The organism is Thermococcus nautili (assembly GCF_000585495.1).
Lineage (GTDB): Archaea > Methanobacteriota_B > Thermococci > Thermococcales > Thermococcaceae > Thermococcus > Thermococcus nautili.
In genome coordinates this window covers 1,053,409-1,067,821 of record NZ_CP007264.1, presented here as the reverse complement: position 1 = coordinate 1,067,821, position 14,413 = coordinate 1,053,409, and the positions used below count along the sequence as shown (strand labels likewise).

Here is a 14,413-nt window from a genome sequence, read left to right as displayed (position 1 = left end):
ATTAAAGCACCTCAAAGCTAATCTCCAAAAGCCCCCTGCTCCTCCTAAAGCGGGCCTTTCTGATTTTTATCTCCCCTATTTCGCCCGTCGTCCTCGTGTGCTCCTTATTGCACGCGTTGACGTTCCAGCCCTCGATGACGACCACTTTAAGTGTTTTAACCTCCTCGGGAACGGGAAACAGGTCGTACATATCCTCGCCGAAGCGCTTCTCCGCTTCCTCACGCGGAAGCTCGTAAACCTCAACTGGAACGTTCTCCTTAACTTTCTCATTGGCGAGGCGCTCTATTTCCTCTACCTCCTCGGGCGTCGGCTTCCGGTCGAACTTAACCGCTAAAACCCCACGGTTGCCGTTGACGTAGGTCGAGGCCGTCCACTTGGCCTTTTCGCCAAGAACCTTCACAACGGCCCCCTTGAGGACGTGCAGGGCCGTGTGAGTTCGAACTTCAACGTCTCCACTCACCATGACAATCCCCGAAAGCGTCTTCGGCAATCGTTTATTAACCCACCGGGTAATTCAGGAACGGGAGAGGTTCAGCGTTTTTTGAAGGTTTTTCAGGAAACGTTAAAAGATTTCGAAGGAGTTACGTAAATGCCTTTCATCGCTAAACGAAAACCGTTATAAGTGTAAAGCTCAATACACCAACGAACAAAGTTTTAGAGGTGAACGAAAATGGCCGAGAAGAAAAAGAAGAGGGTTCTGATTCTCGGAGCGGCCGGAAGGGACTTCCACAACTTCAACGTGTTCTTCAGGGACAACCCTGACTACGAGGTCGTCGCCTTCACCGCCACTCAGATTCCGGACATCGAGGGCAGGCTCTACCCGCCCGAGCTCGCCGGGGAGCTCTACCCGAACGGCATTCCGATATGGAGTGAGGACGACATGGAGAAGATAATCAAGGAGCACAACATTGATATCGTCGTCTTCGCCTACTCCGACGTCTCCCACGAGCACGTCATGCACCTCGCCAGCAGGGCACACTCAGCGGGCGCCGACTTCTGGCTCCTCGGCCCGAAGAGCACCATGCTCAAGTCCAGCAAGCCGGTTGTAGCCGTTACCGCCGTCAGAACCGGCTGTGGAAAGAGCCAGACCTCAAGAAAGGTCGCCCAGCTCCTCCAGGAGATGGGCTACAAGGTCGTTGCCATAAGGCACCCGATGCCCTACGGCGACCTCAGGAAGCAGGTCGTCCAGCGCTTCGCCACCTTCGAGGACCTCGACAAGTACGAGTGCACCATCGAGGAGCGCGAGGAGTACGAGCCCTACATCGAGCGCGGCATGGTGGTTTACGCGGGCGTTGACTACGAGAAGATTCTCCGCGAGGCCGAGAAGGAGGCCGACATAATCCTCTGGGACGGCGGAAACAACGACTTCCCGTTCTACGAGCCCGACCTCTGGATAGTCGTCACCGACCCGCACAGGCCCGGCCACGAGCTCAAGTACCACCCAGGTGAGACCAACTTCAGGGCCGCTGACGTCATAATCATCAACAAGATTGACACCGCCAACAGGGACGACATCCAGAAGGTTCGCGAGAGCATTGAGAAGATCAACCCGAACGCCACCGTCATCGAGGCTGCCTCGCCGATATTCGTCGATAACCCCGAGCTCATCAAGGGCAAGCGCGTTCTCGTCGTCGAGGACGGTCCGACCCTCACCCACGGCGGCATGAAGTACGGAGCCGGCTACGTCGCCGCCAAGAAGTTTGGAGCGAAGGAAATCATTGACCCGAGGCCCTACGCCGTCGGCTCAATCGTCGAGACCTACAAGAAGTACCCGCACCTCGACCTCATTCTGCCGGCCATGGGCTACGGCAAGAAGCAGATTAAGGAACTTGAGGAGACCATCAACAGGGCCGATGCCGACGTCGTCATACTCGGAACCCCGGTTGACCTGCGCAGGTTCATGAACCTCAACAAGCCAGCTGTAAGGGTCCGCTACGAGCTCGAGGAAATCGGCCAGCCCAAGCTCAAGGACATCCTCGAGAACTGGGTCAAGAACTGCGAGAAGCTCAAGAAGGAGTGAAGTTTTTAACCTCCACTCCTAATTTTTCTTCATGTTCGACGTGGTCATCGGAATCTGGGGTCTGATTTGGGTTCTCAACATCGCGGGCTTCGCGTGGGTTACCTACGACGTCGTTAAGAATCAGAAACTTATGCCAGAATCTGAGAGGCTCGTCTGGATTTTCATGGCGTTTCTCTTCGGCTCGTTCGTTGCCCTCGTCTATGCCATCTCAATCAAGCTGAACGGGAAGTACGAGGAGGTCGAGCTCGAGGAGAACGAAAAAGAAGAGGTCAAAGTGTGGTAGAAAGCCTTTTATGGTGAAAGGTCCAACCTAAATCGCCCGGGGAGCACCGCCGAGGGCGGAGTCAATGAACTCGGGCGGGTTATTACCCCCTTTCACGGCGTTTTTGGAGGTTCAATACTGAAACTGAGGGTGTCTCTTTAAGAGTCACAAATCATGAGAAGTGCAAGTTCTCAAAGTTTATAAAGGTGTGAGAACTAGAAATTCTCAGGTGAGGGCATGAGATTGGGGGACTTAGTTTACATGAACCCTTGGTGGGAGGGAAAAGAGGACTACCATGTTAAACGCTGGAGAGAGCAGAAAATCCACTGGTGGCCTAAATGGACCGATGAGCTATCGCTCGAACCGTTCTCGCTCAACTTCGTCCTCGGCCCGAGGCAGGTGGGAAAGACGACGGGGATAAAGCTTCTTATCAAGGAACTCCTGAAGGAAAACCCGCCGGAGTCGATTCTCTACGTTAACGTGGAGATTCTCCCAGACCACAGGGAACTAGCGTCTCTCCTTAGGGAGTTCGAAGGGATGAAAAAGCGGGAAGGAATCAAAACGGGATACATCTTCCTCGATGAGGTAACGTCGCTCGACGGCTGGTGGAGGGGCCTCAAACCGCTCATCGATGCTGGCATGTTGGAGAACGACGTGGTCACGGTTACTGGCTCAAGCTCCCTAAGGGTGAAGAGAGACATCGAGATGTTTCCGGGCAGGAGAGGAGAGGGAAAGACGCTCGAAGTCATGCCTCTTTCATTTGCGGAATACGCTGAGGTCATGGGCCTGAAGAGGCCAGAACTTCACAGAGAAAAAACACTGGGACTGTTCGAGGAGTACCTGAAAACCGGCGGATTCCCCGGTTCAATAAACGGTCTACCGATGGAAGACCTGCTCGGAGCATACATAGGTGAATTCGTCCGCTTTGGGAAGAGCCTCGAGATAGCGAGGGAAACGTTCTATGCTCTGATTCAGAGCGCGCCCTCGGCTACGAGCTTTCGGGCTTTAGCGGGAATGACTTCCGGCTACTCCTACAAGGTCGTGCAGGACTACATCGAGTTCTTCCGGGAGCTGTACATCATCGGAATCGCATACCTGAGGGAGGGAAACAGGGTCCTGTACAAGAGGGAGAAGAAGTTCTTCTTCCGCGACCCTCTACTTGCGAGGCTCTTCTCTGCCTGGAGCGGGGCTGAGCTGAGGGAAGATGCCCTCTATGAGTGGCTCGTTCAGGAGCACCTGCACAGGAAGTTCGGGGAGGTTTACTACTACCGGAACTCCTACGAGGTTGACGCGATAGCTGGGAACCTGAAGGTGGAGGTGAAAGCCGGAAAAGCCCACAGGAGATATCCACGGAACGTAATCGTGCTCGAAAGGGAGGACGTGCCCTTCTTCCTGCTGGAGCTGTGGGAAGGCTGAGAGTTCTGCCTCCTCCCAGATATTCTTCATAGTAGACGGCATCGGTAATGTAGACCTCGTCAAAGAGTTCATCAACAATGTGGAGCAGTCTGAGCTTGGCGAGAAATATGAGTGGTGACGAGTTTGCGGCAACCCTCATGATAGCTCCTCCAGAACTTTGAGGTCGATTCCCCTCTCGTAAAGTCTTATGGCCAACTCAACCTTGACTCTCTCCTCTATCTCGTCCTCGGGTAGTTTTACTGTCTCAGGAAGCTCGACAACTATTCTCTTTCCTATCCTCCCACCACTCTCATTTTAATCTCTGAACTGTTTAACGCCTTCGCATTGAAGCGTTTATAATCCTGAGAACTCACACTTCTCAAGGTGTATAAATAGGTGAGAACCAGAAGTTCTCACTCACCAACGACCTGCACGATAACGCGCCTGTGCCTCGGCCTGACGTCCAGCTCGACGAAGAAAATCTGCTGCCACGTTCCGCGAACGAGCCGGCCGTTTACGACCGGAAAGCACTCGCTCGCACCGAGAAGGGTCGCGCGCAGGTGGCTGTGGGCGTTGTCGTCTATCCTGTCGTGGAGGTAGCCGGCACCTTTTGGTAGCAGCTCCATCAACGCCCTCTTAAAGTCTTCTAAGAGGCCCGACTCGTGCTCTATCGTGACTATCGCACCCGTTGCCCCAGGAACGAAGACCAGAACGTGCCCGTTCTGGATTCCGGACTCTTCGACGACCCTCTCAACCTCGGCCGTTATGTCCACGAGGTCAATCTCGCCCCTCGTTGAAAACCGGAGCTCCTTTGTGTAAATCATTTCATCACCTCCAACAGCGCCTTAACCTTCCCGACGACGTCTAGAGGATTCCTGCCGAAGACGTAGGTGAGTGGTTCAACGCCCTCCCCGCCCCAGTCGAGGACGAAGTCAGGGGAATCGTTCTCAAACAGGCCCGCCATCCTTTCTATGGCATCTTCGTCACTCAGGCCGCCGGTCCTTATCTCGGAGTATTTGAGACCCAATTTCTCAACTGCCTCGGCAATCTCGCGGTCGAGGCGGACGTTCATGACGCTCCGCACTTCCGGAGCCCTCTCGGAAACGGAGAGGATTAGCGAAGCCGTGAACTTACTCGCGCCGGGCTCCGGCGGAAGGGCGTAGGGCCTGCCCTTGACGAGGGTTATCCTCCCGGGAATCGCGATTACATCGGCTGGACTCTTCGCTCCCGGGGGCGCGTAGGCCAGGTTACTCCTGACCTCGGGGATGAGCTTTGGAAGCCCAGGCAACGAGAGGAGCTCGCGGAGGGCCAGCCTCATCTCTTCAACTGCCGAAGAGTGGGTGGAAGCAAAGAGAGACCTGCAGGTATCTTCGCTCACCCCGGCGTACTTGGCATAGTATCTGCAGAGTTTACCGGAAGAGAAAAGCTCAAAGAGCCTCCTTGAGGTGAAGACTATAATCTCATCCTTCGTAGCACCCGTTAGAATTAGCCCGGCAATCTCCTCGGCTATCGCATCTAAGAGCACGGCAACTTCCTCGGGAGGGCGCTTGTAGGTGCCCCCAAGATACTTGCTCACCATCGCCTGAGTTATGCCAAGGTAGCTCGCTATACGCGACTGCCTGAACCCCTCACGGTACAGGATTCCCGCTATCCTCGCGCGCAGATACGGCATAAGCTCCTCGGCAATGTAAACGCTCGGCGTCTTCATACCATCACCCTAAAACCAGGTTATTGGATGTTCTAACCAGGGTTTAAATCATTGACTCAACAGATAGATGTCAAAAAAGACTTAAAAACCCATCGTTTTTTACACCGGAAGGGCTCTTATGGACTGGAAAGGAAGGGACGTTGTAAGCATTAGGGACTTCTCGAAAAGCGATATCGAGTTTGTTTTGAAGGTCGCAGAGAGGCTCGAGGAAGAACTCAAGGAGAAGGGCTCGCTCGAATACGCGCGCGGGAAAATTCTGGCGACGCTGTTCTTCGAGCCCTCAACGAGAACAAGGCTGAGCTTCGAGAGCGCGATGCACAGGCTCGGCGGCTCGGTGATAGGCTTCTCCTCGGCCTCAAGCACGAGCGTCAAGAAGGGTGAAAGTTTGGCCGACACGATAAGAACCGTCGAGCAGTACAGCGACGTGATTGTGATTAGGCATCCACTTGAGGGAGCCGCCCGGTTGGCGGCTGAGGTGGCGGAGGTTCCGGTCATCAACGCCGGCGACGGGAGCAACCAGCACCCGACTCAAACCCTCCTCGACCTCTACACGATAAAGCGCGCCTTCGGAAGGATTGACGGCCTCAAGATTGGCCTGCTCGGCGACCTCAAATACGGAAGAACCGTCCACAGCCTCGCGGAGGCCTTAGCGTTCTACGACGTCGAGCTGTACCTGATATCGCCGGAGCTCTTGAGGATGCCGAAGCACATCGTCGAGGAGCTGAAGGAGAGGGGCGTTGAGGTTCACGAGACGACCGACCTCGAGGGCGCGATTCCAGAGCTTGATGTGCTCTACGTCACGAGAATCCAGCGCGAGCGCTTCCCTGACGAGGAGGAGTACCTGAAGGTCAAGGGCAGCTACCAGGTGAACTGCAAGCTTTTGAAGAACGCCAAGGAAACGCTGAAGGTCATGCACCCGCTCCCGAGGGTGGACGAGATTCACCCAGAGGTTGACAAGAGCGAGCACGCGCTCTACTTCCGTCAGGTCTTCTCCGGCGTGCCGGTTAGAATGGCGCTTTTGGGCCTAACGCTGGGGGTGCTCTAAAATGCCCGAGCTGAAGGTTGAGGTAATCCCCGAGGGAACGGTAATAGACCACATTCCGGCAGGAAAGTGGCTCAAGGTCATCGAAATCCTCGGCCTGACGAAACCGAACGGGGGGACCCTCCTCATAGCCTCGAACGTTCCGAGCAAAAAGCTCGGCAGGAAGGACATCGTAAAGGTCGAAGGGAGGTATTTGAGCGAGGAGGAGGTCAACAAGATTGCCCTCATCGCGCCGGACGCTACCGTCAACATCGTCCGGGATTACAAGATAGTGGAGAAGTTCAAGGTCTCGATTCCGGACGAGATAGTCGGAATCCTCACCTGCCCCAATCCAAACTGCGTCAGCAACCACGAGTACGTGAGGCCACGCTTCAAGGTCGAGAGCAGGGACCCACTAAAGCTCCGCTGCCACTACTGCGAGAGAACGATTGAGGGAGATGAAATCCTGGGGAACCTCTGAATTCCTTCTCTTTTTTCAAAAATTGAGAATCAAAAGGCGTTCTCCTCGATGTCACCGGTTGAAACGTCCACCGTGCCAAGGTGGGGGAGTCTTTTGAGAACCGGAACCGCAACCGTGAGGCTCAGGAAGACGTCTATGGCACTCTGAACCGCGTTCGGAAGGCCTATAGCCACCCAGAAGGGAACATGAGTCCAGTTCTCGACGGCCCGAACAACCTGCTCCCTTGGAAGGCCAAGCCATATCGGAAGGGCCACGTAGTAGTTCAACAGGAGCATAAGCGGAACCCTTATGGCAACGCCGACGATGTATGCGACGGCACCGAAGAAGAGCAACCTGCGCGGGTTCCTGAAGTCCAGACCGACCGCTCTCCTCGCGAACTCAAGGCCGAGTATGACGGCGAAGGTTGCCGTTACCTTCATCATCGCCCCAAGCCAGCTCGCAGATGAAACCACGCTGAGGCCTATGAAGAGCAGGCCGAGGGCGAAGAGGCTTCCCCAGAAGCTCAGGATGAAGTAAACGATTACTATGGGCACAGCTACGACGTCAATCTTCATGCCCCAGACCGTCGGAAAGTCTATTGGAGCGACGTCAAGGAGGAGCGCGAGGCCGAGCATCACACCTGAAATCGCTATCTCCTTGGGCCCAATTTTCATCCCCACCACCGACCCAAGTTTGTTCCACAATTTTAAAATCTTTGTTCCAAAAAAGGAACAATCTCCTTAAAAGCTCCCATGATAAGGGAGCCCGATGTTCACACCGGAAGCAATATCTGAGCTCGTTCGGGAGATAAGGCTTGAGCACGGCCTTCCGGAGAGCCCCTTCAGGATAGACGAGGTCCGCTACGACCCAAAGGGGGACAAGCTCTTCATAATAGCCCACGACAGGACGGACAAGAGCGTCGTCATCGGCAACAGCCTCGTCATAGGGAAGCTCCGCGAGAGGCTCGGAGTCAAGCAGGTTACCGTCTATTCAAACCTCGACCTCGAGATAAAGCGGAAAACGCTGGACGAGGCTGAAAGGCTCCTTCCCAAAGAGCTCGAGTTCCTAACGCCGATAATCGAGGCAGAGCGTAGGTTCCCGCCGAGGGAGTGGCCCGAAGTTACGGGAAACCTGAAAACGCTCGTCTTCCTGAGCTTCTCTGCCAAACCGCTCCTCGGCTTTGCCAAAGCCCTCAAGCTCCCCTACGGGGCAATCGGACTGAGGTACACCTTTCCAAGGCTCGAGTACGAAGCCGTTGAAGGGGGCCCCAGGGAGCTGTTCTTCCCAAATGAGGACAAGCTCGTGAGAATCGCGGGGGAAAGGGGCGCAAGACTTGTTTTGGCAGATTTTCCATTCCCGCTGGACGAGAAGGGTGGAGTTTACCTCCTCAATCCCTTCAGGCTTCTCCACATCGGCTTCTTCGAGCTGAAATACCTTTTTGGCTTCGAATTCCCCACGATGGTCGATGAGAAGGCCCTCCTTGAGTTCGTCGCCAAACTCACCTACGACGGCCTCATGGAGTCGACAGATGGGGCCAAGGTTGTATGGCGCTACTGGAGGCGGAGGAGATGATAATCGGGGTCGTTGGAAAGATTGCCGCTGGAAAAACGACAATCGCTAAATTCTTCGAGAAGAAGGGCTTCTGCAGGGTTTCCTGCAGTGAGCCGCTGATTGACCTGCTTACCCACAACGTTTCCGACTACTCGTGGATTCCGGAACTGCCAGAGAAGGCAGAGCCGACGCGCGAGAAGCTCATAGAGTTCGGAAAGTACCTGAAGGACAAATACGGCGGGGATATATTAATTCGTCTCGCCGTTGACAAGAAGAGGAACTGCGAAAATATCGTCATAGACGGCGTCCGCTCGCGTGAGGAAATCGAGGCGATAAAGAGGCTCGGCGGGAAGGTCATCTACGTCGAGGCAAGGCCGGAGATAAGGTTCGAGCGCCTGATGAGAAGGAAGGCCAGTAAGGACAGGGGAATCAAGACATTTGAAGACTTCAAGGAGATGGACGACGCCGAGGAAAGGCTCTACCACACGAGCAAACTCAAGGACCTGGCTGACTACGTTATAGTCAACGAGGGAACCTTGGAGGAGCTGAAGGAGAAGGTGGAGCGGATTATCGAGGAGCTGAGCAAGGCTTAAAGGGAGTGGGGAGTAAGGGTAACTGGTGGGAACATGGAGGTTGTGGAGGCGGTTTACGAGAACGGCGTGCTGAAGCCCCTGAAGAAGCTCAACCTGCCGGAGCACGCGAGGGTGAGGATAGTGATAACCCCAGACGTTGATGAGATACTCGACTCCATGCTCATCAGAAAGGTCGAAAAAATCGACTACAAGCGCCTTAAGGAGGCATACTATGAGTCGCTCTGAGATTGGGGAGAAGTATCAACTGCTTCCCAACGATGCCCTCATCGTTGCAACCTGCGCGGAACACGAAATTGAGCGCATTCTAACCTTTGACTCGGATTTCGAGAAAGTTCCTCTGATAAAAGTTATCGGGTGATTACCATGAACCTCCTAATCGTAGCCCCCTGCCTGTTGAGTCCGTTTTACGTCTACCGCGGGCCGAAGGAGAAGGAATACAGGACGGCAAGAGAGCTGAGGAAGCTGATTGGCGAACTCGGCGAGGAATGGCAGGTTCTTGCCTACCCCTGCCCCGAGTTCGAGCTAATCGGCTGGCCGAGGCCCCCGATGGGAAGGGAGAGCTTTGAGAGACTCGGCATGCGCGAGAGGGTTCAGGTCATAGCGGACTTCATAGGGAGGGTTCTGACTGAAGAGAAGCCGGAGCGGGTGGTCTTCATCGGCGTTAAAGGCTCCCCAACCTGCGGTGTCTTCCACACAACCTCGAACGACCCTGATTCCTTTGACTACGGTCTGATTCCTGCGTTCTTCTACATGGACAAGGAGAAGAGGCTTGAGGAGAGCAGGAAAATCATCGAGCGCTTTTCCTTCGAGGTTAAAGAAGGGCCGGGACTCCTCTTTGAGGAGCTCATGGAGCGCTTCCCGGAGGCGGAGTTTTTAGAGTTCGACAAGGACGACGTTGAGGAGAGCGTTAAAAGGCTCAGAAAGACCCTGAAGCCCTAAAGGGCCACCAGAATCGCGCCGAGGACTATGAGGAGCGCGCACCGCTGTTTTCACGTCCATCCTGCTTCCGAGGATGAGCCACGAGAGGAAGATTGCCAGCGCGACGCTCGTCTTGTCTATCGCAACTACAGCGGGAACACGGCCGGCTTTAACGGCCATGAAGTAGAAGAGCCACGAGAGCGCGCCCGCTATTCCTGAGAGCGCTATGAAAAGCAACGCCTTTCCACCCAGCGGTTCCCGAGTTACACCGCTCACGAGGGCGACGCCGACGAGGAAGACCGCCATTATGACGGCCCTCACGGCGGTCGCGAGCGTTGGGTTAACGTCCCTGAGGCCGATTTTTCCAAAGATTGGAACGAGGGAAGCGAAGAAGGCAGAGAGGAAGGCGTAGATGATGTAGGTTTTCATTTCAAGCCCGCTCCACCGCGCTCCTGACGAGCTTCTCAGCCTTTCCCATCAGCTCCTTCGCCTTCTCCTCGGTGTGCGCCTCAAGGGTTATGCGCATTATCGGCTCGGTTCCGCTCGGCCTGAACAGAACCCACCAGTCAGAGTTCTCAATCCTTATGCCGTCGATGTCTATGAGCCTCTCGTAGTCGAAGCTCTTCAAAGCCTCCTTCGCTATGATTTCCATCGCCTTAGCTTTCTTCTCGTTGGGGCAGGGTATCTTCGCCCTTAAAGTTACGTAGCGCGGGACTTCTCTGGCGAGCTCGCTTATCGGCCCGAGCCTGTCTATCATCTCGAGGACGAGTGCCCCCGCGAATATCCCGTCCGGCGTCAGGTTCCACTGGGGGATTATCCACGTCCCGCTCGGCTCGCCACCAAAGATTCCACCGTGTTTGGCCAGTTCATCGGCAACCGCCACATCTCCAACGCGCGTTCTTATAACTTCCCCGCCCAAGGGCCTGACGTAGTCGTCCAGAGCGAAGCCGGCATCGACGGTGGTAACTATCTTTCCCTTCCCGAACTTCCTGAGCATGTAGCCGGCTATGAGCGAGAGCATGACCTCGTACTCGACGAAGTTTCCCTCGTCGTCCACCACGCCGATTCTGTCGGCGTCGCCGTCGTGCGCTATCCCAACGTCCGCTTTCATGACCCTAACGGTTTTCGCCAGTCCTGAAAGGCTCTTCGCGTTCGGCTCGAGCTCCCTCACGAAGAAACCGCTCGGGTGAGAGTTGAGCGAAATAACCCTGTTGCCCAGCTCGCGCTGGAGGTATGGGCTGAGGATTGAGCCGGCGCCGTTGCCGGAATCGACGACAACCGTATAGGAATCGTTGAGCTTCACCATCTCGAGGGCCTTTCTTATGTACTCCTTTCTGGGGTCGGCCCTTCTGAGCGTCCCAATCTCGTTCCAGGGGACCTTTCTAAAGTTCCCGGATTCGAGGATTCCCTCAAGTTCGGCCTCCATGTCGGGGGTGTAGGCCATCCCGTTGGACTGCCACACCTTTATCCCGTTGTATTCCGGAGGATTGTGGGAGGCGGTTATCGTAACACCCGCATCGGCTTCGTAAAGCTTTATCGCAAAGCCCGTGAGCGGCGTTGGGGACAGACCTATGTCTATCACCTCGACGCCCGTGCTGAGAAGCCCGCTGATTAGGGCCGACTTGAGGGTCTCACTGCTCGTTCTCGTGTCCATTCCAACGACGACCCTTCCTCCCCCGAGATAAGTCCCGACAGCCTTTCCAACCTTCAACGCCAGCTCGGGGGTAACGCACTCGTTGAACAGCCCTCTGATTCCGCTCGTGCCGAAGTACTTCCCCATGAGCATCACCCAAGGTAAGAGTGAGTAATGAGACGAGAAGAAGTAAAGGAAAGAAAATATAACGCTTTCGTCATTTCTTGACAAGCCGGTATATGCCGACCGAGACAGTGTAGCTGTCCACGTTAACGGGCGCCTTGTAGTCAACCCGCACCTGAAACGGCACGCTGGAGCCGTAGATGAGGCTGTCCGTCTCGGACTCGGTCAGCACGTTGCCGTTCTCGTCGAGTATCGTTATCTTCTCGACCGTCCCCTCGCTCTCGGCCGTTATCTTGTACTTTCCCGGCTCGAGCACGTGGCTGAGGTAGAAGACGTCTCCGCTCACCGTCTCGGTCTTGACCTCGACCGGAACCTTGTCGTAAGCGGTTTCGTAGTAGTACTGCATTCCGAAGATTGCCGCGACGCCGAGGAAGATGAGCAGGAAAAACCCAACCACAAGTTTCTTCGGGATTCCCAAACTTAGCACCTCCAAACAACAACCCATCTCGCGGAAGAGAAAAGCGGGACAGGGCTTCTAGAAGATACGCGCCCAATCGTAATAAGACTTTCGGAGAAGAAAATTCGAAGAATTCTGAAGGAAAAGCTAAGAACTTCTCCTCAACTTCTCCGCCAGCTCAACGAGCTTTCTGGCCCTCTCAAGGGAAACCTCGTTCTCGACCTTTCCATCGCGCTTGAGCCACGTGCCGACGATGAAGGCATCCGCATACCTCCACAGCTCCGGCAGGTTGTCGTAGGTCGTTCCGGAGCCGACAACGACCGGAACTGGCGAGATTCTCTTCGCGAGGGCGAGCTTTTCTAAATCCACGGGCTTTCCGGTTGCCTTTCCGCTCACCACTATCGCATCGGCCAGACCGCGCTCGACGGTGTCCCTTATGGCATCTTCAAAGTCGAAGAAGTGAACCGCGTGCTTGACGTGCACATCGGCGAAAACCTTGATTCCGCTCGGGAGAAGCTTCCTCAGCCTTGCAAGCTCGTGGGCGATGCCCTCGATGATTCCCTGGTCGGTGAAGGCAACTCCGCTCAGCACGTTCACCCTTATGAAGTCCGCTTTAATCGCGTAGGCTATTGAATAGGCCGATATCCCGTCGTTCCTGAGGACGTTAATCCCGACCGGAACGCTCACCTCGTCCCTGACTGCCTTTGCTACGGCGGTGAAGGAAGCAACCGTCACCTTGTCAACGGTCTTTGGGAACGGAACGTCGCCGAAGTTCTCAATCATTATCGCGTCGAAGCCCGCCTCTTCAAGGGTCTTCGCATCCTTCAGGGCGAGCTCAATAACGGTCTCAAGGTTGCCGTCGTAGAGGTACGAGCCGGGGAGGGGCTTGAGGTGAACCATCCCGATGAGCGGTTTCCTCTCGAAGTCCATACCAACACCTCCCCAACCGTAGGGGGCTTCTCCTTAAACGGTTTCCGGCAGGTTAATATATTCCACCGCCAAATTAGGTTAGGTGTTGTCCATGGGAGAGCCCGAACTTCCGAAGGCCCTCGGGAAGATTATTGAACCCGGGGAGCGCGTCCTCTACTCGGTCAAGAAGAAGATGAGCCTTGAAAAGCCCAAGTGGCTTCTCGTTACGGACAGGAGGATTATCTACCTTGATGAGAAGATTCTCGGGAGGTACGACGTCAGGGCGTTGCCCTACCAGAAGCTCGAGAGGGTCACTGTCAAGCTCGGCATAATGAGCTCCGAGTTCATAATAGAGGGCGAGGAGAGCATAACGCTGAAGCTCGGCTGGATGGACAAGGAGGAGGCCAGGAAGACGATAAACGCCATCAAGGAGGCCCTCAACGCGATAGCGGTCGAGCCAGTGAGCATAGCGGTCAAAAAGGGCCTCACCAGCGAGGAATGGGTTCTCAACAAGCCGAAGGAGCTCGTCACGAGAACGGCCCCAATCTCACACACTGCACCGGTTCAGGAGAAGAAGGAAGACCCGATGGACAGGCTGAAGAAGCTGAAGGAACTCTACGACATGGGCGTCATAAGCCAGGAAGAGTACGAAGAAAAGAGGAAGAAACTGCTGGAGGAGATTTAGAGGATTACGACCTCCTTCCCGAGAAGTTCTCTTCTCGATGTTTTTACAACGCCGAGAACATAGCCCCTTTCCGTTGGGTAAAGTGCCAAGACTGTCGTTGCGATTTCCCTGAAGAGGGCTCCGAAGCCACCGGGCTTTGAAGCTATGACGTCGGAATTGACGAGGTACAGGGCTATCCTGTCCTTCTTCCCAACGAAGCCTGCAACGTTGCGGATTAACCTCAGGAGCTCCCGGTCCGTAAGAACCAGAAAGAGCTTGTGGAACCCAAGGACGGGGTTCACCATGACGCCATCGGTGGCCTTGGAGTATATCCTCTCGTAGTAGCGGAAGTCGATTGAATGCCTGTCAACGTCTATTGTCCCTATTACGTTTCCAACGTTCCTTGAACCGCCGATTTTGACTACGGGCAGTTCTTCAAAGCCAGAGACGTCGAAGCCGAGAACTTCGAGTCTGGCAAGCACCTCTGGAAAAGTGTCGAGGACGTCATCAATGAGAATCGCCCTGTCGTTTGCCTTTGCCCACCCCACGAGCAACCACAGGAGGAGCTCAGAGGGAGAATCCTGAGTGTACTCAACGAGCACTGTCTCACCGGGTTTGAGAAGGGATAGAATCTCATCAAGCTCATCGCTGGTCATGGGGCATCCCCTAAATAGGGTTAAGCGAGAAAATATAAAAACG

The 14,413-nt window shown here is 55.0% G+C and carries 20 protein-coding genes; 11 read left to right on the top strand and 9 right to left on the bottom strand.

The window, feature by feature from the left end; all coding sequences use genetic code 11:
• Position 1: 1 nt before the first annotated feature.
• A complete protein-coding gene (locus tag BD01_RS05890) occupies positions 2-463 on the bottom strand; it encodes an alanyl-tRNA editing protein (protein WP_042690950.1) in 462 nt (153 codons plus the stop codon).
• 207 nt (positions 464-670) lie between these two features.
• Between BD01_RS05890 and BD01_RS05885 the strand changes: the two genes are divergently transcribed.
• The 3 genes from BD01_RS05885 to BD01_RS05875 all read left to right on the top strand — a co-directional run bounded on the left by BD01_RS05885 (position 671) and on the right by BD01_RS05875 (position 3,698).
• Complete coding sequence (locus tag BD01_RS05885) at positions 671-2,020, top strand: cyclic 2,3-diphosphoglycerate synthase (protein WP_042690948.1); 1,350 nt, start codon at positions 671-673, stop codon at positions 2,018-2,020.
• Positions 2,021-2,051: 31 nt separating this feature from the next.
• Positions 2,052-2,303, top strand: coding sequence for a hypothetical protein (locus tag BD01_RS05880; protein ID WP_051482170.1), 252 nt, complete (start codon positions 2,052-2,054; stop codon positions 2,301-2,303).
• Positions 2,304-2,519: 216 nt separating this feature from the next.
• A complete protein-coding gene (locus BD01_RS05875; RefSeq protein ID WP_042690947.1) occupies positions 2,520-3,698 on the top strand; it encodes an ATP-binding protein in 1,179 nt (392 codons plus the stop codon).
• A 392-nt stretch (positions 3,699-4,090) separates the two neighbouring features.
• Here BD01_RS05875 and BD01_RS05870 read toward each other — a convergent pair whose 3' ends face one another.
• Together BD01_RS05870 and BD01_RS05865 are read right to left on the bottom strand one after the other, a co-directional pair.
• Positions 4,091-4,501 (bottom strand): secondary thiamine-phosphate synthase enzyme YjbQ, encoded by a 411-nt coding sequence (locus tag BD01_RS05870; RefSeq protein ID WP_042690945.1) that lies wholly within the window; start codon positions 4,499-4,501, stop codon positions 4,091-4,093.
• Positions 4,498-5,385: a thiamine-phosphate synthase family protein gene (locus tag BD01_RS05865; RefSeq protein WP_042690944.1), complete on the bottom strand. Its 888-nt coding sequence runs from the start codon at positions 5,383-5,385 to the stop codon at positions 4,498-4,500. The genes BD01_RS05870 and BD01_RS05865 overlap by 4 nt, the downstream gene beginning before the upstream one ends.
• Before the next feature lie 118 nt (positions 5,386-5,503).
• On the opposite strand from BD01_RS05865, the gene pyrB reads away from it, so the two are divergent.
• Positions 5,504-6,430, top strand: coding sequence for an aspartate carbamoyltransferase (pyrB, locus tag BD01_RS05860; protein WP_042690943.1), 927 nt, complete (start codon positions 5,504-5,506; stop codon positions 6,428-6,430).
• 1 nt (position 6,431) lies between these two features.
• Positions 6,432-6,887, top strand: coding sequence for an aspartate carbamoyltransferase regulatory subunit (pyrI, locus tag BD01_RS05855; RefSeq protein ID WP_042690942.1), 456 nt, complete (start codon positions 6,432-6,434; stop codon positions 6,885-6,887).
• 29 nt (positions 6,888-6,916) lie between these two features.
• On the opposite strand, the gene BD01_RS05850 is transcribed toward pyrI, so the two are convergent.
• Positions 6,917-7,540: an ECF transporter S component gene (locus tag BD01_RS05850; RefSeq protein ID WP_042690940.1), complete on the bottom strand. Its 624-nt coding sequence runs from the start codon at positions 7,538-7,540 to the stop codon at positions 6,917-6,919.
• Positions 7,541-7,634: 94 nt separating this feature from the next.
• On the opposite strand from BD01_RS05850, the gene BD01_RS05845 reads away from it, so the two are divergent.
• Genes BD01_RS05845 through BD01_RS05825 form a run of 5 tightly spaced genes read left to right on the top strand, consistent with a single transcriptional unit; the run spans position 7,635 to position 9,949 of the window.
• Positions 7,635-8,438 carry a hypothetical protein gene (locus tag BD01_RS05845; protein WP_042690939.1) on the top strand — a complete coding sequence of 268 codons (804 nt, stop codon included), beginning with the start codon at positions 7,635-7,637 and terminating at the stop codon, positions 8,436-8,438.
• On the top strand, positions 8,435-9,010 hold the full coding sequence (locus tag BD01_RS05840) for an AAA family ATPase (RefSeq protein WP_042690938.1): 576 nt from the start codon (positions 8,435-8,437) through the stop codon (positions 9,008-9,010). Before BD01_RS05845 ends, BD01_RS05840 begins: the two co-directional genes overlap by 4 nt.
• Before the next feature lie 33 nt (positions 9,011-9,043).
• Positions 9,044-9,235 carry an antitoxin family protein gene (locus BD01_RS05835; protein WP_042690937.1) on the top strand — a complete coding sequence of 64 codons (192 nt, stop codon included), beginning with the start codon at positions 9,044-9,046 and terminating at the stop codon, positions 9,233-9,235.
• Positions 9,222-9,368 carry a PIN domain-containing protein gene (locus tag BD01_RS11175; protein ID WP_042690935.1) on the top strand — a complete coding sequence of 49 codons (147 nt, stop codon included), beginning with the start codon at positions 9,222-9,224 and terminating at the stop codon, positions 9,366-9,368. Before BD01_RS05835 ends, BD01_RS11175 begins: the two co-directional genes overlap by 14 nt.
• Positions 9,369-9,373: 5 nt before the next feature.
• Positions 9,374-9,949 carry a DUF523 domain-containing protein gene (locus tag BD01_RS05825; RefSeq protein WP_042690933.1) on the top strand — a complete coding sequence of 192 codons (576 nt, stop codon included), beginning with the start codon at positions 9,374-9,376 and terminating at the stop codon, positions 9,947-9,949.
• On the opposite strand, the gene BD01_RS05820 is transcribed toward BD01_RS05825, so the two are convergent.
• The 4 genes from BD01_RS05820 to BD01_RS05805 all read right to left on the bottom strand — a co-directional run bounded on the left by BD01_RS05820 (position 9,884) and on the right by BD01_RS05805 (position 13,071).
• Complete coding sequence (locus BD01_RS05820) at positions 9,884-10,357, bottom strand: EamA family transporter (protein WP_342665186.1); 474 nt, start codon at positions 10,355-10,357, stop codon at positions 9,884-9,886. The genes BD01_RS05825 and BD01_RS05820 overlap by 66 nt on opposite strands.
• 1 nt (position 10,358) lies before the next feature.
• Positions 10,359-11,708, bottom strand: coding sequence for a phosphoglucosamine mutase (glmM, locus tag BD01_RS05815; RefSeq protein WP_042690932.1), 1,350 nt, complete (start codon positions 11,706-11,708; stop codon positions 10,359-10,361).
• A 70-nt stretch (positions 11,709-11,778) separates the two neighbouring features.
• Positions 11,779-12,162 (bottom strand): hypothetical protein, encoded by a 384-nt coding sequence (locus BD01_RS05810; RefSeq protein ID WP_042690931.1) that lies wholly within the window; start codon positions 12,160-12,162, stop codon positions 11,779-11,781.
• 126 nt (positions 12,163-12,288) lie between these two features.
• Positions 12,289-13,071 carry a BtpA/SgcQ family protein gene (locus BD01_RS05805; RefSeq protein WP_042690930.1) on the bottom strand — a complete coding sequence of 261 codons (783 nt, stop codon included), beginning with the start codon at positions 13,069-13,071 and terminating at the stop codon, positions 12,289-12,291.
• Positions 13,072-13,162: 91 nt separating this feature from the next.
• Here BD01_RS05805 and BD01_RS05800 point away from each other — a divergent pair, with 91 nt between their 5' ends.
• Positions 13,163-13,735: a PH domain-containing protein gene (locus BD01_RS05800; RefSeq protein WP_042690928.1), complete on the top strand. Its 573-nt coding sequence runs from the start codon at positions 13,163-13,165 to the stop codon at positions 13,733-13,735.
• Here BD01_RS05800 and BD01_RS05795 read toward each other — a convergent pair.
• Complete coding sequence (locus BD01_RS05795; protein ID WP_042690926.1) at positions 13,732-14,370, bottom strand: DUF257 family protein; 639 nt, start codon at positions 14,368-14,370, stop codon at positions 13,732-13,734. The two genes, BD01_RS05800 and BD01_RS05795, sit on opposite strands and share 4 nt — an antisense overlap.
• Positions 14,371-14,413 lie beyond the last annotated feature (43 nt).